Annotated in this window: 19 protein-coding genes; 16 read left to right on the top strand and 3 right to left on the bottom strand. The window is 55.4% G+C overall.

Annotated features, from left to right (window positions below):
* Positions 1-70: 70 nt before the first annotated feature.
* Together spoVK and ACUVTU_RS03425 are read left to right on the top strand one after the other, a co-directional pair.
* On the top strand, positions 71-970 hold the full coding sequence (gene spoVK / locus ACUVTU_RS03430; RefSeq protein WP_445888567.1) for a stage V sporulation protein K: 900 nt from the start codon (positions 71-73) through the stop codon (positions 968-970).
* A gap of 17 nt (positions 971-987) precedes the next feature.
* Positions 988-2,238 carry a methionine gamma-lyase family protein gene (locus ACUVTU_RS03425; protein ID WP_445888566.1) on the top strand — a complete coding sequence of 417 codons (1,251 nt, stop codon included), beginning with the start codon at positions 988-990 and terminating at the stop codon, positions 2,236-2,238.
* An 18-nt stretch (positions 2,239-2,256) separates the two neighbouring features.
* Here ACUVTU_RS03425 and lexA read toward each other — a convergent pair whose 3' ends face one another.
* The gene (gene lexA, locus ACUVTU_RS03420) at positions 2,257-2,871 is read right to left on the bottom strand and encodes a transcriptional repressor LexA (protein WP_445888613.1); all 615 of its coding nucleotides are present in this window, start codon (positions 2,869-2,871) and stop codon (positions 2,257-2,259) included.
* 205 nt (positions 2,872-3,076) lie between these two features.
* Between lexA and ACUVTU_RS03415 the strand changes: the two genes are divergently transcribed.
* The 14 genes from ACUVTU_RS03415 (at position 3,077) to ACUVTU_RS03350 (ending at position 17,532) form a co-directional block, all read left to right on the top strand.
* A complete protein-coding gene (locus ACUVTU_RS03415; protein ID WP_445888565.1) occupies positions 3,077-4,771 on the top strand; it encodes a sigma 54-interacting transcriptional regulator in 1,695 nt (564 codons plus the stop codon).
* Positions 4,772-5,047: 276 nt separating this feature from the next.
* On the top strand, positions 5,048-5,890 hold the full coding sequence (locus ACUVTU_RS03410) for a fumarate hydratase (RefSeq protein WP_445888612.1): 843 nt from the start codon (positions 5,048-5,050) through the stop codon (positions 5,888-5,890).
* Between the two features lie 16 nt (positions 5,891-5,906).
* The gene (locus ACUVTU_RS03405) at positions 5,907-6,461 is read left to right on the top strand and encodes a Fe-S-containing hydro-lyase (RefSeq protein WP_445888564.1); all 555 of its coding nucleotides are present in this window, start codon (positions 5,907-5,909) and stop codon (positions 6,459-6,461) included.
* 89 nt (positions 6,462-6,550) lie between these two features.
* Entirely contained in the window at positions 6,551-7,660 is a 1,110-nt protein-coding gene (sucC, locus tag ACUVTU_RS03400) for an ADP-forming succinate--CoA ligase subunit beta (protein ID WP_445888563.1), read from the top strand.
* Between the two features lie 15 nt (positions 7,661-7,675).
* The gene (sucD, locus tag ACUVTU_RS03395; RefSeq protein ID WP_445888562.1) at positions 7,676-8,542 is read left to right on the top strand and encodes a succinate--CoA ligase subunit alpha; all 867 of its coding nucleotides are present in this window, start codon (positions 7,676-7,678) and stop codon (positions 8,540-8,542) included.
* Positions 8,543-8,585: 43 nt separating this feature from the next.
* Positions 8,586-10,262, top strand: a complete 1,677-nt coding sequence (locus ACUVTU_RS03390) for an acyl-CoA mutase large subunit family protein (protein WP_445888561.1) — start codon at positions 8,586-8,588, stop codon at positions 10,260-10,262.
* 11 nt (positions 10,263-10,273) lie between these two features.
* Positions 10,274-10,711: a cobalamin B12-binding domain-containing protein gene (locus ACUVTU_RS03385; protein WP_445888560.1), complete on the top strand. Its 438-nt coding sequence runs from the start codon at positions 10,274-10,276 to the stop codon at positions 10,709-10,711.
* Positions 10,695-11,096: a methylmalonyl-CoA epimerase gene (gene mce, locus ACUVTU_RS03380; RefSeq protein WP_445888559.1), complete on the top strand. Its 402-nt coding sequence runs from the start codon at positions 10,695-10,697 to the stop codon at positions 11,094-11,096. Before ACUVTU_RS03385 ends, mce begins: the two co-directional genes overlap by 17 nt.
* Before the next feature lie 14 nt (positions 11,097-11,110).
* Positions 11,111-12,640, top strand: coding sequence for an acyl-CoA carboxylase subunit beta (locus ACUVTU_RS03375; protein ID WP_445888558.1), 1,530 nt, complete (start codon positions 11,111-11,113; stop codon positions 12,638-12,640).
* A 17-nt stretch (positions 12,641-12,657) separates the two neighbouring features.
* Positions 12,658-12,843, top strand: coding sequence for a hypothetical protein (locus tag ACUVTU_RS03370; RefSeq protein ID WP_445888557.1), 186 nt, complete (start codon positions 12,658-12,660; stop codon positions 12,841-12,843).
* A gap of 55 nt (positions 12,844-12,898) precedes the next feature.
* Entirely contained in the window at positions 12,899-13,324 is a 426-nt protein-coding gene (locus ACUVTU_RS03365) for a biotin/lipoyl-containing protein (protein WP_445888556.1), read from the top strand.
* A 52-nt stretch (positions 13,325-13,376) separates the two neighbouring features.
* A complete protein-coding gene (gene mdh / locus ACUVTU_RS03360) occupies positions 13,377-14,318 on the top strand; it encodes a malate dehydrogenase (RefSeq protein WP_445888555.1) in 942 nt (313 codons plus the stop codon).
* 140 nt (positions 14,319-14,458) lie between these two features.
* Positions 14,459-15,859 (top strand): oxaloacetate decarboxylase subunit alpha, encoded by a 1,401-nt coding sequence (locus tag ACUVTU_RS03355; protein ID WP_445888554.1) that lies wholly within the window; start codon positions 14,459-14,461, stop codon positions 15,857-15,859.
* A 188-nt stretch (positions 15,860-16,047) separates the two neighbouring features.
* Entirely contained in the window at positions 16,048-17,532 is a 1,485-nt protein-coding gene (locus ACUVTU_RS03350) for a DNA polymerase IV (RefSeq protein ID WP_445888553.1), read from the top strand.
* 98 nt (positions 17,533-17,630) lie between these two features.
* On the opposite strand, the gene ACUVTU_RS03345 is transcribed toward ACUVTU_RS03350, so the two are convergent.
* Positions 17,631-18,806, bottom strand: coding sequence for an acyl-CoA dehydrogenase family protein (locus ACUVTU_RS03345; RefSeq protein ID WP_445888552.1), 1,176 nt, complete (start codon positions 18,804-18,806; stop codon positions 17,631-17,633).
* Positions 18,793-19,212: a helix-turn-helix domain-containing protein gene (locus ACUVTU_RS03340; protein ID WP_445888551.1), complete on the bottom strand. Its 420-nt coding sequence runs from the start codon at positions 19,210-19,212 to the stop codon at positions 18,793-18,795. The genes ACUVTU_RS03345 and ACUVTU_RS03340 overlap by 14 nt, the downstream gene beginning before the upstream one ends.
* Between the last annotated feature and the right edge of the window lie 144 nt (positions 19,213-19,356).

Here is a 19,356-nt window from a genome sequence, read left to right as displayed (position 1 = left end):
CTTTTTTCAAGCAAAACGGCTTCTTTACCGGCGTATAATTAATTAGTGTTAGCCGGTGAGGTGAAGGCCTGTGCTGTGGAGTGAAAAGAGGAACCAGCTGGCACCGGACAGGACAAAACCTGACTCCGAACAGCAAAGGCAAAAAAATATCCGGACCATCTTGAATGAACTGGAGAGGCTGGTGGGGCTTCAGGAGGTCAAACAGGCGGTCAGGGAGATTTATGCCTGGATCGAAATCCAGAAAAAGCGCCAAAAAGAAAGGCTGGCTACGGAAAGCCAGGTCCTGCACATGATTTTCAAAGGAAACCCGGGCACGGGCAAGACCACGGTGGCCCGTTTGCTGGGCCAGTTGTTCAAGGAAATGGGGGTTTTGCCCAAAGGTCACCTGGTGGAAGTGGAAAGGGCGGACCTGGTGGGCGAGTATATCGGGCATACAGCGCAGCGCACCCGGGAGGCGGTGAAAAAAGCGCTGGGCGGTATCCTTTTTGTGGACGAGGCATACTCCCTGGCCCGGGGCGGCGAAAAAGATTTTGGCAAGGAATCCATTGATGTGCTGGTTAAGCAAATGGAAGACCAGAAAGATGCCTTTATCCTGATCCTGGCCGGATACAACGATGAAATGGAATGGTTTTTAGAAACCAATCCCGGTTTGCGTTCCCGCTTTCCCATCCAGATTCGTTTCCCCGATTACGATTTGACCGAACTGCTGGCCATAGCCGATGTAATGCTGCAGCAAAAACAATATGTTCTGAGCGGCGGGGCCAGGGAAGAATTGCGCATAGTTTTGCAGACCCTCAAGAGGTCGCATGTCAACAGCGGCAATGCCCGGCTGGTACGCAACATTATTGAAGCGGCCATTCGCCAGCAGGCGGTCCGGCTTTTGGAGGCCCGCCAGGTTTCCCGGGAGGATTTACTTACCATCAACCGGGAGGATCTGGTGCGGGCCAGACAGAAAATCAATATCTGTTGAGTGCCGAGGTGGAAGAATTGACACTGGAAGGTGACTGGTACAACCTTTATCAGGAGACTGTTGTGGACACCTTGCCGGTTTGCCGGCGGATTGAGGAAACCGTAAGCCTTAATACGGAAAAAGTGCTACGGGCCATGCAAAAAGCCCGGGTGAGCGATTTCCACCTGAAAGGCAGCTCGGGCTACGGTTATAACGACCCGGCCCGGGAAATCCTGGAGGAAGTATATGCCGGGGTTTTCTCCAGCGAAGCTGCTCTGGTGCGCAGTCAGATTGTTAGCGGTACGCATGCCATTGCTCTGTGTCTGTACGGTGTTCTGCGTCCCGGTGACGAACTGCTGGCCGTGCAGGGAGCCCCGTATGATACTCTGGCCGCCATAATTGGCGTAAGCGGCCGGGAAAGCGGCTGCCTGCAGGAATACGGCATAACTTACCGGCAGGTGGAACTGCTGCCGGACGGCAGCCCGGATTACCAGGCCATCAAACAGGCCATCAATTCCCGTACCAGGATGGTCATGTTGCAGCGCTCCCGGGGTTACAGCTTGCGACCCGCCCTGACCCTCGACCGGATGAAAGAGCTGATTGATTTTATCCGGGCGCAGAAGTCCGATGTGGTTATTTTTGTGGATAACTGTTACGGAGAGTTTGTTGAGGAGAGGGAGCCCACAGAAATCGGTGCCGACCTGGTAGCCGGTTCGCTGATCAAGAACCCCGGTGGGGGGCTGGCTCCCACCGGGGGCTATGTGGTTGGCCGGCATAAATATGTGGAAATGGCCGCCAGCCGGTGGTCCGCACCGGGCCTGGGCCGGGAGGTGGGACCCAGCCCGGACTATGTGCGGCTGCTATTCCAGGGGATGTTTTTGGCCCCAGCTTTTGTTGGGGAGGCGCTGCAGGGGATGGTCTTTGCCGCCAGGCTCTTCGAGAAGCTGGGATATGACACTTCCCCGGGCTACACAGAGGCCCGCAGCGATATTATTCAGGCTGTGGTGCTCAACTCACCCCAAAAAGTGATCGCCTTCTGTCAGGCCATCCAAGCCAGCTCTCCCGTAGACGCCCATGTGCGGCCGGAGCCTGTGGATATGCCCGGTTATGCCGATCCGGTGATCATGGCGGCCGGTACGTTTATCCAGGGAGCTTCCCTGGAGCTGAGCGCCGATGCGCCCATGCGCCCTCCCTACATAGTATACCTGCAGGGGGGCCTGTCCCGCCACCATACCCGTCTGGCCGTCGTCCAGGCCGCCCGGGCTCTGGAGAATCTCCAGGGCGTATAGTTCGGAGGATGGGCCTGTTCAGTGGTACCGGCGCATTAGACCGATCACCTTGCCCAGAATTTCCACATTGTCGACAATAATGGGCTCCATAGCCCTGTTTTCCGGCTGCAGTCTGATGCGGCCTTTTTCTTTGTAAAAACGCTTGACGGTAGCTTCGTCCTCCAGCAGGGCCACTACGATATCACCATTCTCGGCCATGTTTTGCTGCCGGACCACCACAATGTCATCGGGCAGGATGCCAGCTTCAATCATGCTTTCGCCCCTGATGGTCAGCAGGAAATAATCGCCTTCGCCAAAAAATTCGGTGGATAACGGGAGATGGTATTCCACATTTTCCACTGCCAGAATCGGCTGCCCTGCCGCCACCCGCCCCAGCATGGGGGCGACCAGAACACGCCGGCGGATGATATCTGCCCGTTCATCGCACAATTCCAGCGCCCGGGGTTTGGTGGGATCGCGTCGCAAATAACCTTTTTTCTCCAGGCGCAGAATGTAGCCATGCACGGTGGAGCTGGACTTTAAGCCTACCGCCTGGCCGATTTCCCGCACCGAAGGGGGATAACCTTTGACCCGTACATTTCGGGCAATGAAGTCCAGCACAGCTTTTTCCCGCGGTGTAAGCTCCTGTTTCATCATAAAACCCCGCTTCCATATAAAGATATATTTTCCGGTTGTTTGGACAATCCTGTTACCCAGATTATAGCACATCTGATCAGTAATTAAAACGCCTGTTCGTCAAAAAAGAAAATTTTTCATTTTATAAATTAGAAGGATAAAAGGCAAAATCGTCGTATTTATCTGAAGATAGATAAATTTCCTGCTATAGAAGGTGAGCTAGATGCCCAGAATACGGGTGGCCGTTATCGGGGCGGGCCGGGAAGGGCTGGGTGTGTTGAAAAGTCTGCTGGCGATGCCGGAAGTGGAGTTGGCCGGTGTGGTCAGCACTGATCCAGGTTCTGCTGCTTCCGTCAGGGATGACCATCCTGAAGTTTTGGTAACCTCTCGCATTAGCGAACTGCTGACCGGACAGCCGGTAGATGTAATCATACTGTCCAGCACGGCCAGAGAAGTGCGCGATGAGGTTTTTAAATATAAACCGGAAAAAGCTACTGTGGTGGAACTGGGTGCAGTTGATCTGATTAAGAATATTTTGCGGGAAAAAGAAGAACTGCTAGAGTTCAAGCGCATGCAGGGTGAACTGTCGGCTATTCTCAATTCGGTGCAAGAAGCGATTGAGGTGGTTGACAACAACGGCTATATCAAATATGTAAATCCGGCATTTACGCGCATCACCGGTATACCCGAACAGGAGAGAATCGGCCAGAACATTTTTCAGGTCTCGCCGGATGGCGCTCTGGCCATGGCTCTAAAAAGCGGGCAGAGCATCTTCGGCCACCGCACCCGGGTGGGAGGAAGCAATGCGGAAGTCGTCTCTAATGCTTCCCCCATTTTCATTGACGGAAAAATGGAGGGTGCCGTGGTGGTATTTCAGCATTTCACCGATGTGATGAAGCTGTTGGAAGAATTGAAACAGCGCACTTCCATGCTGGAAAACCTGACAGAAAAGCTGGGCCAGGCTACCACCAGCAAATATACTTTTGCGGACATTGTCGGACAGAGTGCGGAGCTGAAAAAGTGCATCACTGTGGCCGAAAGGGCGGCCAGGAGCCACTCTACAGTCCTGCTGCTGGGGGAAAGCGGTACGGGCAAGGAACTGTTTGCTCACGCCATCCACAGCGCCAGTTCGCGGCGGGACAGGCCCTTTATCAAGGTCAACTGCGCCGCCATACCGGAAAACCTGCTGGAGAGCGAGTTTTTCGGTTACGCCAAAGGTGCCTTTACCGGAGCCGTAAAATCCAAAATCGGCAAGTTTGAACTGGCCAATGGCGGAACCATTTTTCTGGACGAAATCGGTGACATGAACCTGCATCTCCAGGGTAAACTGCTGCGTGTTTTGCAGGAAATGGAATTTGAGCGCGTGGGCGACAATAAAACCATTAAAGTGGATGTGCGGGTGATTGCGGCCACCAACCGCAACCTGCGCGAACTGATCCGGCAGGGCCGGTTTCGGGAGGACTTGTATTACCGCCTGAATGTGGTGGAAATAACCATACCACCCCTGCGCACCCGCAAAGAAGATCTGCCGCACCTGGTGGGCAATCTGATCGTCAAGCTCAACCGCAAGCTGGGCAAGAAAGTCAAGGGTTTGAGCAAGGAAGCCGAGGAGATACTCTACAATTACGATTGGCCGGGCAACGTGCGCGAATTGGAGAATGTAATTGAACGAATCATGGTTACTGTGGACGAGGAAGTGTTCAGCAAGAAAAGCCTGCTGCAGCACATCAACCAGTTTAGAGGCATGGCCGAAAAAGACATTGATATCATGCCCATTGAGCAGATGGAGCAGCTGCTGATCCGCAAAGCCATTGCCAAGTACGGAAATACTGTTGAAGGGAAAAGAAAGGCGGCCCAGGCCCTGAATATTTCTCTGGCCACACTTTATAATAAGCTGAAAAAAAGCAAGATTGAGTAAGACGGCCGGCGGGAGTATCTAATTTTTATGATACCTTTTAAATATTAGAAACATTTATTTATTAACAAACCCTTTGTAACAAAAGGGTTTTTTAGTTTTTATTTCTAATACTTATAAGAATGGAGGTGAACAGCGGCGAGTTTTAATTATTCGAATTTGGGGCCGGCCATTGTTTTTACTATTTTATATTTTCTATAATATGGCATGATATTTGCGTATCAATAGTTCTTGTGCAGAGGGTTTTTATGCAAAAGCCAGTAGACAGGAGGGATTTTTATTAAAGTTATTCACGTCCAGGAGGTAATTGACACTGTAGCCCGACTGTGTCAGGAGGCCAACTATTATCTGGGAGAAGACGTGCAAAACGCGTTTGAAGCCGCCCTCAATACCGAAATTTCGCTTACCGGTAAGGATATATTGAAGCAATTGCTGGAAAATGCCCGCATCGCCCGGGAAAATGCTGTGCCTATGTGTCAGGATACAGGCTTTGCTGTGGTTTACCTGGAGCTGGGCCAGGATGTTAACATAACCGGTGGTTTTCTCTATGATGCTGTCAACGAAGGAGTCAGAAAAGGGTATACGGAGGGATACCTGCGCAAATCAATTGTAAACCATCCTTTACAGCGCATCAACACCGGGGATAACACACCTGCTGTCATCCATACCACCATAGTGCCCGGGGATCAGCTGACCATCACCGTAGCTCCCAAAGGCGGCGGCAGTGAAAACATGAGCGCCATCCGCATGCTCAAACCCGCAGAAGGCCGGGAAGGTGTAAAAAAATTTGTACTGGAAACAGTAAAAAATGCCGGTCCCAATCCGTGCCCGCCCATTATGGTAGGTGTGGGCCTGGGCGGAACTTTTGAAAAAGCCGCTCTGCTGGCCAAACAGGCTTTGCTGCGGCCCCTGGGGCAGCCCCATCCCGAGCCCGACCTGGCCGAGCTGGAAAGCGAACTGCTGGAGGAAATCAATAAAATTGGGATTGGGCCACAGGGGTTGGGAGGCCGAACCACGGCGCTGGGTGTGCATATTCTCACCTATCCCTGTCACATTGCCAGCCTGCCTGTCGCCGTTAACATCAACTGCCATGCCGCCAGACACAAAAAAGCGGTACTGTAACAGGGAGGAGATTTAATTGCCTCACATTAGCTTGAGCACACCACTGTCAGACGAAGTAGTGGAAAACCTGCGCATTGGCCAGCGTGTGCTGTTGAACGGTATCCTGTATACGGGGCGCGATGCCGCTCATAAAAAAATGATGGAACTGCTTGACCGGGGCCAGGAACTGCCCTTTCCCATCAAGGGGCAGGTGATTTATTATGTGGGGCCCGCCCCGGCCAAACCGGGTCAGGTGATTGGTTCGGCTGGTCCCACTACCTCGGGCAGAATGGATGCCTATGCTCCCCGCCTGCTGGCGCTGGGCCTGAAAGGGATGATTGGCAAGGGCAAGCGCTCTCCAGAAGTGCTGAAGGCCATCAAGCAGCACAAAGCGGTTTACTTTGCCGCTGTGGGCGGAGCCGGTGCCTTGATCGCCCGCTGCATCAAGAGCTGCCGGGTGCTGGCCTATCCGGAGCTGGGACCCGAGGCCATTCATGAGCTGGTGGTGGAGAACTTTCCTTTAATCGTGGTCAATGACTCCCTGGGGGGGGACCTCTACGAAGAAGGGGTAAAGATTTACGGTACGCGGTGAAATTTGCCAGGCTGGAAAAGGTTTTTGGGCCGGGCAGGGAGAACTGCTTATTAGTACCTGCTACCAATTAATTAAGGGAGGGAAGCGTTTTGAAACTATTTGAATATATGGGCAAACAGATCCTGGCGGCCTACGGGATCCGGACACCCCGCGGCAAAATGGTGGTATCTCCCGATGAGGCTGCCGCTGTGGCCCGGGAGCTGGGTGGAGAGGTGGTTGTTAAATCGCAGATCCTTTCGGGCAAACGGGGTAAAGGTGGGGGCATCAAGTTTGCCGGCAGTCCGGAGGAAGCCGCTCAGGCCGCCGCGCAGATTCTGGGTACACAGGTGCAGGGTTATACGGTGGAAATGCTGCTGGTGGAAGAAAAGCTGGACATTGACAGTGAGTTTTATGTGGCCATCACCATTGATGGCGCCGCCCGCAAGCCCGTTCTGATCGCTTCCACCAGGGGCGGTATGGATATAGAAGAGGTGCCGGAAGAGGACATTGTCAAACAGCATATTGATGTTAATTATGGCATTCAACCGTATCTGGCCCGGGAAATATCCCGCCGCCTGAACTTGAGCGGCAGCATTTACAAGGAGTTTAACGCTTTGCTGCCCCGTTTGTACCAGATCTTCCGGGAAAAAGATGCCGAACTGGTGGAAATCAACCCGCTGGTGGTGAGCGGGGAGAGCCTGATTGCTGCTGACGCCAAAGTGACCATTGATGACGAGGCCCTGTTCAGACAGAAGGACATCCCCTATGTGGAAGAAAGAACCGAGGCAGAAAGAAAGGCGCACGCCCTGGGCCTTTCCTATGTGCAGCTGGACGGCAATATTGCCGTGATGGCCAACGGTGCCGGTATTACTATGGGCACTCTGGACATCATCCAGCATTATGGCGGCGCTCCGGCCAATTTCCTGGATGCCGGCGGGGGCACCGGCAAGGAAGCTACGGCCAAAGCGCTGGAGATTCTGCTTTCCACCAATCCCAAAGTTATCCTGATCAATATTTTTGGCGGCATTACCCGCTGTGATGATGTGGCCAGCGCTCTGGTGCAGGTGAAAAAAGAAATCGGCATACCGGTTCCGGTGGTTATCCGCCTGGTGGGCACCAATGAGGAGATTGGTGTGCGCATATTGAAAGAAAACGGCTTTGAGGCTTACCGGGTGATGCACGAAGCAGCGGCCAAGGCGGTCGAGCTGGCCCGCGACTAGTGAGGAGGGAAGAAAATGGCCATTATTATAGATGAAAACACTCATGTCCTGGTACAGGGGATTACCGGCAATCAGGGCCGGTTCCACACCCGGCAAATGCTGAATTTTGGTACCAAGATTGTCGCCGGTGTATCGCCTGGCAAGGGGGGGCAGGAAGTCGAAGGCGTTCCCGTTTATGACACGGTTTATGCCGCTCTGGAAGAGCAGAAGGTGGACGCCGCCTGCCTGTTTATACCGGCTGCTCTGGCCAAAGATGCCGCCTTTGAGGCTATTGATGCCGGGATCAAGGTTGTGGTGATCATCACCGAACACATTCCCGTACATGACGAGATGCAGATTATTGCTTTCGCCCGGCAAAAAGGCACGACCATTATCGGCCCCAATACTTTTGGTATTGTTTCGGCCGGCAAATGCAAAATCGGCATACCGCCCAACCAGTTTTTCCAGCCGGGCCCGGTGGGAGTGGTGGCCCGCAGCGGCACCCTCACTTACGAGATAGTTTCCAACCTTTCGGCCAATGGACTGGGACAATCCACGGTTGTGGGGCTGGGTGGCGACCGGGTAGTCGGCCTGTCCTTTATTGATGTTCTGGAAAAATTCGACAAAGACCCGGAAACCAGAGCCGTGGTGCTGGTCGGGGAGATTGGCGGTAATGCCGAGGAAGAGGCGGCCGAGTTTATTAAAAAAATGAGCAAACCGGTGATTGCCTACATTGCCGGCAAGAGCGCCCCGCCGGGCAAGAGAATGGGACACGCCGGAGCGATCATCGAGCGCGGCAAAGGTACGTTTGAAGGCAAAGTTCAGGCGCTTCAGGCGGCCGGTGTCGCTGTGGCCACCCTGCCTTTTGAAGTGCCGGGCTTAATCAAGCAGGCCCTGGGTTAGAATATTAAATATGCCCCGCTCTGTGCGGTGAAAGGAGGGCTAGATGAGCTTGTTTAATGAAGGTTTTATTCAAGACATAGCCAGCCAGAAAAAGCGGTGGGAGGAAAAACTGGCCGCCCAGCGGCAAAAAAGACCGGAAAGACAGGCAGAATTTGTTACGGACAGCGGCATCAGTCTGCATACTGTCTATACACCCGATGATCTGGCCGGAGCCGATTATGCCCGGGATCTGGCACTGCCGGGGGAATATCCCTTTACCCGGGGCGTACAGCCCAATATGTACCGGGGCCGGCTGTGGACCATGCGCCAGTATGCCGGTTTTGGTTCGGCGGAAGAAACCAATGAGCGTTTTAAATATTTGCTGGAACAGGGGCAAACCGGGCTGAGTGTGGCTTTCGACCTGCCCACCCAGATTGGTTACGACTCCGACCACCCCATGGCCCGGGGAGAGGTGGGCAAGGTGGGGGTGGCCATTGATTCCCTGCAGGACATGGAAACGCTGTTTGCCGGCATACCCCTGGAAAAAGTTAGTACATCCATGACCATCAACGCTCCGGCAGCCATCCTGCTGGCCATGTACATTGCCGTGGCCCAGAAGCAGGGCGTGGATCCTGCGGCCTTAAACGGGACCATTCAAAATGACATTTTAAAAGAATATATCGCCCGGGGCACATACATTTTTCCGCCCGCTCCTTCCATGCGCCTGATTACCGATATTTTCGCCTACTGTGCCCGGAACATTCCCAACTGGAACACCATCAGCATCAGTGGTTACCACATCCGGGAGGCCGGGTCCACAGCGGTGCAGGAAGTGGCTTTTACACTGGCTGATGGGATAGCATACGTTCAGGCGGCCATTGATGCCGGACTGGATGTGGATACCTTTGCGCCGCGACTGTCCTTCTTCTTCAACGCCCATCTGAACTTTTTCGAGGAAATAGCCAAATTCCGGGCGGCCCGCCGGCTATGGGCCAGAATTATGAAGGAGCGCTTCGGAGCGAAAAATCCGCGTTCCTGGATGCTGCGCTTCCATACCCAAACGGCTGGCTGCACTCTGACAGCCCAGCAACCCGATGTGAACATCATGCGGGTGGCCTACCAGGCGCTCAGCGCTGTGCTGGGCGGAACCCAGTCGCTGCACACCAACTCCCGCGATGAAGCGCTGGCCCTGCCCAATGAGGACTCGGTGCTGATTGCCCTGCGCACTCAGCAGGTGATTGGCTATGAAATTGGCGTGGCCGATGTGGTGGATCCGCTGGGTGGTTCATTCTATGTGGAGTCTCTGACCAACCAGATAGAGGAGAAGGCTTTAGAATACATCAACCGGATTGACGAGATGGGTGGAGCACCGGAGGCCATAGAATTCATGCAAAGAGAAATCCAGAACAGCGCCTATCGCTACCAGCAGGATATTGAAAGCGGGCGCAAAGTGGTGATTGGGGTAAATAAATTCCAGATGCAGGAAGAACGGCCGCGCAACCTGCTGCGGGTGGATCCGGCCGTGGGCGAGAAGCAGAGCGCCCGGCTGCAGAAGCTGCGGGCGGAACGGGACAACCAGGCGGTAGCCCGGGCTCTGCAGAATATTCGCGAAGCGGCCAGCACTACCGAAAATCTGATGCCCCACTTCATCCATGCGGTTCAGCAGTACGCCACCCTGGGGGAAATTTGCGGAGTCTTGAGAGAAGTATTCGGTGAGTATAAACAGCAGATAGTTTTCTAGGAGGGAATGTGATGGCGGAAAAAACTATCCGCGTGCTGGTGGCCAAACCGGGGCTGGACGGGCACGACCGCGGGGCCAAGGTGATCGCCCAGGCCCTGCGGGATGCCGGCATGGAAGTTATCTATACCGGTCTAAGGCAGACCCCGGAACAAATTGTGGAAGCGGCCCTGCAGGAAGACGTGCAGGTGGTGGCCTTGAGCAGCCTGTCCGGTGCCCACCTGTATCTTTTCCCTCCAGTGGTTGAGGGTTTGCGCCAGCAGGGAGCGGAGGATGTGCTGGTACTGGGTGGTGGGGTCATTCCGGATGAAGACATACCCGTGCTGAAAGAGGCCGGCATCGCCGAAATATTCGGTCCGGGAACCCCTACCAGACTGGTGGTGGATTACATTCGGCAAAAATTGGGCGTGGCCGGCCCGGCAGGAGGTGGCCCCAGTGATCAGCAAAATTGACCATATCGGCATTGCTGTGAAAGATCTCCAGCAGGCCATTGAATTTTATGAACAGGTGCTGGGTCTTACGGTCAAAGGTATCGAGGAAGTACCGGAACAGAAAGTGCGCGTGGCTTTTCTGCCTTTGGGAGAGAGCAAGGTGGAACTGCTGGAATCCATGACTCCGGATGGCCCGGTGGCCAGGTTTATTGAAAAGAACGGGGAAGGTGTACAGCACATTGCCTTCCGGGTGGAAAATCTGGCGGAAAAGCTGGAGGAACTCAAAGCCCGGGGTGTGCGTTTGATTGACGAAATACCCAGGAAAGGGGCCGGGGGAGCGCTGATTGCTTTTATCCATCCCAAGGCATCGCTGGGTACTCTGGTGGAGCTGTGTGAGCGAAAATAACGGGAGGGTTGTAAATGCACGATAAACTGGAGCAATTGAACAAGCTCAGGGAACAGATACACGCCGGCGGTGGTGCCAAAAGAATTGAGAAGCAGCATGAGGCGGGCAAGCAAACTGCCCGGGAGAGAATCGCCCGGCTTTTTGATCCGGGCAGTTTCGTGGAGATCGATACCTTTGCCGGTGATGAAAATGTGAAGAATTTAAAGAATCCCGGTGAAGGGGTGGTCACCGGCTATGGAATGATTGATGGGCGCAAGGTCTTTGTTTTTGCCCAGGATTTCACTGTGGCCGGGGGCTCCCTGGGGCGCATCCATGCGGCCAAAATCTGCAAGGTGCTCGATCAGGCCATGAAAGTGGGAGCACCGGTGATCGGCCTGAATGATTCGGGCGGGGCCCGCATTCAAGAAGGCGTTGACGCTCTGAACGGCTATGGTGAGATCTTCTACCGCAATACCATTGCCTCGGGAGTTATCCCCCAGATATCGGTAATTATGGGGCCATGTGCCGGGGGAGCGGTTTATTCGCCGGCCCTGACCGACTTCATTTTTATGGTTCAGGGCATCAGCCAGATGTTTATTACCGGGCCGCAGGTGATCAAGGCCGTAACCGGCGAAGAGGTGAGCATGGAAGTGCTGGGCGGTGCTCTGACGCACAACCAGACCAGCGGGGTGGCTCACTTCATTGCCGAAAACGAAACCGACTGCCTGAACATGGTCAGGCAGTTGATCAGTTACCTCCCCTCCAACAACCTGGAGGATCCCCCGGTTTACGCGCCGCAGGCACCGACGGGCCATCCGGATGAACTGCTGGAAATTATTCCTGACTCGCCCAACGTATCCTATGATGTTAAACGCATCATCAATCTGGTGGTTGACGCCGGCTCTTTCCTGGAGGTGCACCCGCTGTTTGCCCGCAATGCGGTGGTGGGTTTCGCCAGGATTAACGGCCAGTCGGTGGGGATTATTGCCAACCAGCCGGAATATTTGGCCGGCTGCCTGGACATCAATGCTTCGGATAAAATTGCGCGCTTTGTCCGCTTCTGTGACTGCTTCAACATCCCCCTGGTTACATTTATGGATGTTCCCGGCTTTCTGCCCGGCACGGCGCAGGAGTATGGCGGCATCATCAGACACGGAGCCAAAATGCTTTATGCCTATTCAGAAGCCACGGTTCCCAAAATAACCATCATCCTGCGCAAAGCGTATGGCGGGGCATACCTGGCCATGTGCAGCAGCAGTTTGCGGGCCGACACCGTCTATGCCTGGCCTACGGCTGAAATTGCCGTGATGGGTCCAGAAGGTGCGGTTAATATTATTTACCGCAATGAAATTGCCAATGCGGAGAATCCGCCGGAAATGCGCGCCAAGCTGACGGCCGAGTACCGGGAAAAGTTTGCCAATCCCTATATTGCGGCGGCCAGGGCTTATGTAGATGATGTAATTGATCCGCGCGATACCAGGGAGAAGATCATCCGGGCACTGGATATTTACAGCAGCAAGAGAGAAAACCGGCCGGCCAAAAAGCACGGCAATCTGCCGGTCTAATGAGGAGGTGCGTAAATATGTCCGCACATCCTTCGCCCCAGGTGGTTGCCGCCATCACGGCCGCCCTGGTTGCCGGCGGATATTTGCAGCCGGGGCAGAGAATTGCTTCTATTCGCCGCCAGCAGACTGCACCGTCAGGTAATCTGTGGAAAAGAGCTGGTATTATTGAAAATATGCGCCGGCGGGAGTTAGTCAAGCTTTAGCAAAAAATCTGCCGGTCCCTGTGATTTCGCCAACATTATTCAAGGAGGTTAAAGCATGGCCAGATTTAAGGTAACAGTAAATGGGGAAGTGTTTGACGTTGTAATTGAAGAGATCGGCAACTCTCCGGTTGCTCCATCATATACCCCGCCCGCAGCTCCCGGCCCCGTGGTGGCTGCACCGCCGGTACCGCCGGTGGTAAACACTGCCCGCCAGCCGGCACAGCCGGCTGCTCCTGCCCCGGCGCCCGCACCGGCTGCGCCGGCCGGAGCAGGTGTGGTGACCGCACCTATGCCGGGTAATATCAATGCGGTCAAAGTTAGCGTGGGCGACCAGGTTAAAGCCGGTGATGGTCTGGTAATTCTGGAGGCCATGAAAATGGAAAACGAGATCACTGCGCCGGTGGACGGAGTGGTCAAAGAAGTTAAAGTGCAAAAAGGTCAGACCGTGAACAACGGCGATGTTCTGGTGGTAATTGGTTAACAACAGCTGCCGGGCACAGCATTAATTTACGAGATGTGGGAGGTTGGATGTTTTGAAACGCAATAAAATTACCATTGTGGGAGCCGGCAATGTGGGAGCGACCTGTGCGCACTGGGCGGCCAGCAAAGAGCTGGGCGACATTGTGCTGATTGACGTGGTGGAAGGGATTCCCCAGGGCAAGGCTCTGGACTTGATGGAAGCGGCCCCTGTGGAAGGCTATGATTGCTACATCAAAGGCACCAACGATTTTGCTGATACAGCCGGTTCCGACGTGGTGGTCATCACAGCCGGTATTGCTCGCAAACCGGGCATGAGCCGGGATGATCTGTTGGCCACCAATGCGCGCATTGTGGCTGATTGCGCCCGCCAGGCCGCCAGCTATTCGCCCAACGCTATTATCATTGTGGTTACCAACCCGCTCGATGTGATGACCTACGCGGCCATGCGGGCCAGCAACCTGCCGCCCCAGAGAGTATTCGGCATGGCCGGCGTGCTGGACTCGGCCCGCTTCAGAACTTTTATCGCTCTGGAGCTGGGCATCTCCTTTGAAGATGTCAGCGCGTTCGTTCTGGGCGGGCATGGCGATGACATGGTGCCGCTGGTGCGCTACAGTTATGCCGGGGGAATACCGATTGAAAAGCTCATCCCGGCTGACCGGATTGCGGCTATTGTTGAACGGACCCGCAAGGGTGGTGCAGAAATTGTTAACTACCTGAAGTCGGGCAGTGCTTATTACGCCCCCGGGGCCTCGGTCATCCAGATGGTGGAAGCAGTGCTCAAGGATAAAAAGCGTATTCTGCCGGTAGCAGCCTACTTGAATGGCGAGTACGGACAAACCGACATGTATTTCGGCGTTCCGGCAATTATCGGTGGTGCGGGTGTGGAAAAAGTGATTGAAGTGGATCTGACACCCGAGGAAAAGGAAGCTCTGGACAAATCGATCCAGTCCGTGCGCAAGGTGATGCAAACCATGCATGAATACGTGCAGTTTTAAACCGCGAAGGTGGCTGATCAGCAAGACGGGGGACCGGTTGGGCAATCGGTTTCCCGGTGCACTCACCTTACCAGTATACAATGTTGTGCATACACAACTTCCTGGCATGCTCCGGCATGCGAAAAAAGGGGAGGATATCTGTGACAACCGATAAAAAACCGGTGCGGATAACCGACACCACACTGCGCGACGGTCACCAGTCGCTGCTGGCTACGCGCATGAAGCTGGAACACATGTTGCCCATTGTGGAGAAGATTGATGACGCCGGATTTTACTCTGCCGAGGTCTGGGGTGGGGCTACATTTGATTCCTGCCTGCGCTTTCTGAATGAAGATCCCTGGGAAAGGCTGCGGGTACTGCGGCGTCATTTTAAAAAGACCCGCCTGCAAATGCTGCTGCGCGGCCAGAATGTGGTGGGTTACAAGCATTACGCGGATGATGTGCTGGATGAGTTTATCAAATACACGGTCTATAATGGGCTGGATATTTTCCGCATCTTCGACGCTTTAAACGATGTGCGCAACATGGAAAGGGCCATCCGGGTGGTCAAACAGGAAGGAGCTCATGCTCAGGCTACCGTGGTTTATACAATCAGCCCGGTGCACGACTTCGACTTTTATATGCGCACCGCGCAGGAACTGGAGCAACTGGGGGCTGATTCCATCTGTCTGAAAGATATGGCCGGTATTCTGGCTCCCTACCCGGCCTACGAGATCATCAAGGGCTGGAAGGAAAGGTTGAGCATTCCCGTACAGCTGCACTGCCATTATACCAGCGGTATGGCCTCGATGGCGTATCTGAAAGCTGTAGAGGCAGGTGTAGACGTTATTGACTGCGCCATCTCCTCCATGGCCCTGCAAACCTCCCAACCGGCCACCGAAAGCATGGTGGCGGCCCTGAAGGATACTCCGCATGATCCGGGACTGGATCTGGCCCTGCTGTCGGAAATAGCCGACTACTTCAAAGAGGTGCGCAAGCATTATGCCCAGTTCGATAATGCTTCCACCAGTGTGGACACCAATGTGCTGCAGTACCAGGTGCCCGGCGGGATGATCTCCAACTTTATCAACCAGCTCAAGGAGCAGAACGCTCTGCACAAGCTGCCCGAGGTGCTGGCCGAGGTGCCCAGAGTGCGGGCCGATTTCGGCTACCCTCCCCTGGTAACACCGTCCAGTCAAATTGTGGGTACCCAGGCGGCCATCAATGTGATCCTGGGCGAGCGTTATAAAATGGCCACCAATGAAGTGAAGAATTATATGCGCGGTTACTACGGTCGACCGCCGGCTCCCGTAAACGAAGAAGCGCGTAAGAAAATCATTGGCGATGAGGAACCCATCACCTGCCGACCGGCTGATCTGATTGAACCCGAGCTGCCCAAAGCCAGGCAGGAAGCAGGACCTTACATGGAAAAGCCCGAGGATGTGATCTCGGTAGCGCTGTTCCCCCAGGTAGCACCACAGTTTCTCCAGGAAAGAATGGCCAAAAAAATCAAAGTGGATCTGGAACTGGCCGCCCAGGGTTCGGAGTTCTATCCGGCTTAAGGCCAGGATGCGGGGAAACAGGTTGGCATAAAAAGCAGCTTTCACGCTGGCTGTCCGAACAGCCGGAGTGCAGGCTGCTTTTTTCTTCCCATAAATTAACTGGAACACAGGTACTGTTCGCTCCTTGACACAAAACTAATGTTTGTCGTACTATTATTCTAAAAACACCCGTTCCGGGAAGTGGTGGCATGGAGCGTGTGATTGCCCTGGTGGACATGAACTCATTCTTTGCCAGCTGTCACCAGGCCGAGAACCCGGCCCTGGAAGGGAAAGAGGTGATCGTGGCCGGAGATCCGGCCCAGCGCACCGGTATTGTACTGGCCTGTTCCTATCCCTGCAAGGCCAAAGGAGTGAAAACCGGCATGGCGGTGGGTGAAGCCAGGGTGCTCTGTCCGGATGCGCATTACTTTAAGCCTGACTATCGCCTGTATGTTTCCTATTCCAGCCGCATTCTGGGCATTCTGCGCGATTTTACCGATCTGCTGGAACCATTTTCCATTGATGAAGCCTTTCTGGATCTCACCGCTGTGCTGCACCTGTGGGGAACACCCCTGGAAACGGCTACCCTGATCAAACAGCGCATCCGCCGGGAGGCCGGTCTATACTGCAGTGTGGGCCTGGGCCCCAACAAGCTGGTGGCTAAAATGGCCGCCGGCCTGCAAAAACCCGACGGGCTGACCTGGCTGCCCACCCTGGAGGATTACCGGCGGGCTTTTTACCATCGCCCGGTGCGGGAGTTGTTTGGTGTGGGCAGCCACTACGAACGACACCTGCGCAACTACGGTATTCGCACCATTGGTGATCTGGCGGCCTTTCCGGTGCAGATTCTTAAACAGCGCTGGGGTAAAAACGGGGAAACACTCTGGCACTGTGCCCGGGGGGAGGACTGCTCGCCGGTCAGTCCCGCTGCGCTGGATGTTTCCCGCAGTATCGGGCAGCAAAAAACTCTGCCCCGGGATGTCTGTACCCGGGAGCAGATCCGGACGGTCATTCTGGAATTGTGCCAGATGGTGGCCCGGCGGGTGCGCCAGGGAGGTTACGGAGGGAGGACGGTATCGCTCACTCTGCGGGACAGCGAGTTTCACTTCCTCACCCGTTCTACCAGTTTGCACTACTACACCGACCTGGAGGACGACATTTACTGGGCTGCCTGTCTGCTTCTGGATCGCCACTGGAGCGAGGGCCAGCCGGTACGTCTGGTGGGGGTTACCCTGGGCGGTCTGGTGCACAGTTGGTACAGGCAGCTCGATTTGTTCGGCCGCCAGGAGCGGCAGGTGCGATTGAGCCAGGCCTGTGATGCCATCAAGAGCCGGCACGGTGAAAAGACCATTTTCCGAGGGGTGTCGCTGCAGGAGGGGAGCTTGATGCAGATCAAGAACAACACGCTGTGGGAAAAACACCGCCTGTACCTGCCCCAGATGCGGGAAAAGGCCATTCATCTTTGTGAGGATTGCAAATTTTTCGTACTGGTGCAGGGGCGGGAGGAGCTGCGTCCGGGCTGCGTGGCCAGCATTCGGGCTTATGCCAGCCATGAAAGGTCGGTTCCCGGGGTGATCCCGGTGCAGGAAATTATGCGCCTGGTGGGTCAGGAAGGGCTCAGGCAGGTTCTTCAGGGAGCGCATCCAGAAAAACAGAGCTGTGGCCGGTTTGTTTTGAAAGCGGCCGTTCGCTGAAATACGCAGCCCCCGCCGTGCAGTGGGGGCTGTGCTGTTACAGACATGAACACCCGGGCCGCCGCCGACCTGCTGCCGGTCATGTCCGGCCCGTGGTTTCACAGCAGCGAGGTGATCACCAGTTTTTGTACATTGTCGGTTCCTTCAATGATGGGCAGCACCCGGGCGTCGCGCAGGTACATTTCCACCGGGTGGCCGGTCAGGTAGCTGCTGCCGCCGCAGATCTCCATGGCCCTGGCCGTCACCTGTACGGCCACCCGGCTGGCCGCCAGCTTGGCCATGGAGGAGGCCATGGAGTAGTCCAGATCCCGGTCAATCAGCCAGCAGGCCTTCCACACCAGCAGGCGGGCGGCTTCAATGCTGGTGGCCAGTTCGGCCAGGGTGAAGGAGACTCCCTGGTGGGAGAACACCGGACGCCCGAACTGGATGCGCTCTTTGCTGTACTGCAGGGCGTATTCGTAGGCTGCCCGGGCAATGCCGATGCCGATGGCGCCGGCCAGGGCCCGCCCCCGGTCGAAGGTCTGCATGAGCAAAAGATAGGCGCTGCCCGGCCGGCCGATGATGTTTTCCTCGTTCAGGCGGACATTTTTAAACAACAGCTGTACTGTGTGGGCGTAGCGGATGCCCATTTTCTGCCGCACTGTGCCCACCTGCAGGCCGGGCGCATCGCCGGGCACGAGCAGGGAAAGCAGACTGCCCCTTTTGTTGGACGGATTGGTGGTGGCAAAGAGGGTAATAAAGCGGGCCACTCCGCCGTTGATCACATAGTCTTTGCTGCCGTTCAGCAGCCAGCGCTGTCCGCTGCCTGCGCCGGGGGTGGCACCTTCCTCCCGGTAGGGGGTGACGCTGGTTTCCAGGGCGCCCATATCCGAGCCGGCCGCCTTTTCGGTCAGGGCAAAGGCGGCCAGACTGGCCTGTGGTCCGGTCAGCAGCGGCAGGTACTTTTGTTTTTGCTCCGGGCTGCCGGCCAGAATCAGCGGACTGGCAGCATGGATGTTGGCCGTCACCACTGCCGCCAGCCCGGCGCAGCCGGCGCTGATTTCCTCCAGCAGCAGCGCGGTGGTGAAATAGTCCAGCCCCCGGCCGCCGTATTCCCGGGGCACCGTAGGAGTGAGCAGGTTTTTTTGCGCCAGCAATTCGGCCAGGGAACGGTCAAACGTCAGGTCCCCCCGCCGGTCGGCCGACAGGGCGGCCGGGACAATTTTTTCCTGCACCAGGGATCGCACTTCCTCCCGCAGTTCCTCCTGGGTCGGGGTGAGTTCAAAGCTTACCATTGTTTTCCTCCTCCCGTTTCTTCAACCACAGGATAAAATCAACGGCTAGCCGGCGGTGGGGCGGGGAAAGCGCGGCCAGCGCCTGCAGGATTTTCTGCGCATCGGCCTCCGGCAGTATCGGGTTGGGGCTCTCCGGCGGTTCGCTCCCGGCTGCTTTACGCCCGGGTACATCCGGCAGGTTTTGCTCCGGCCACTCCTCTGTCAGAGGCTGCATGAAATATTCCAGGGGCTTGTTTAGCACCCGGGCAATCTTCTCCAACTGGGCCAAATACAAGCGCCGCTTGCCTTTTTCATAATTGGACAGGGTGGACTGGGAACAACCCAGGCGGGTCGCCAGCTGCTCCTGGCTGAGCCCGGCTTCCTCCCGGGCCAGCTGCAGCCGCCGACCAATCAGCTTGTAACTCATTGCCGTTATCCTCCCCAAAAACAACCCCTTTTCTGAATATTAATTTACCATAAAATCGGTACTGCGTCCTGGCTGACATCATTAACAATAACCTGAATCCGTGAAATAAATTTTTAAAAAACCCTTGATATTCTGCGATATTTA

The organism is Desulfurispora sp., from assembly GCF_052744395.1.
Note: the sequence above shows the minus strand (reverse complement) of the source record. Positions and strands in the feature narration are given on the sequence as shown.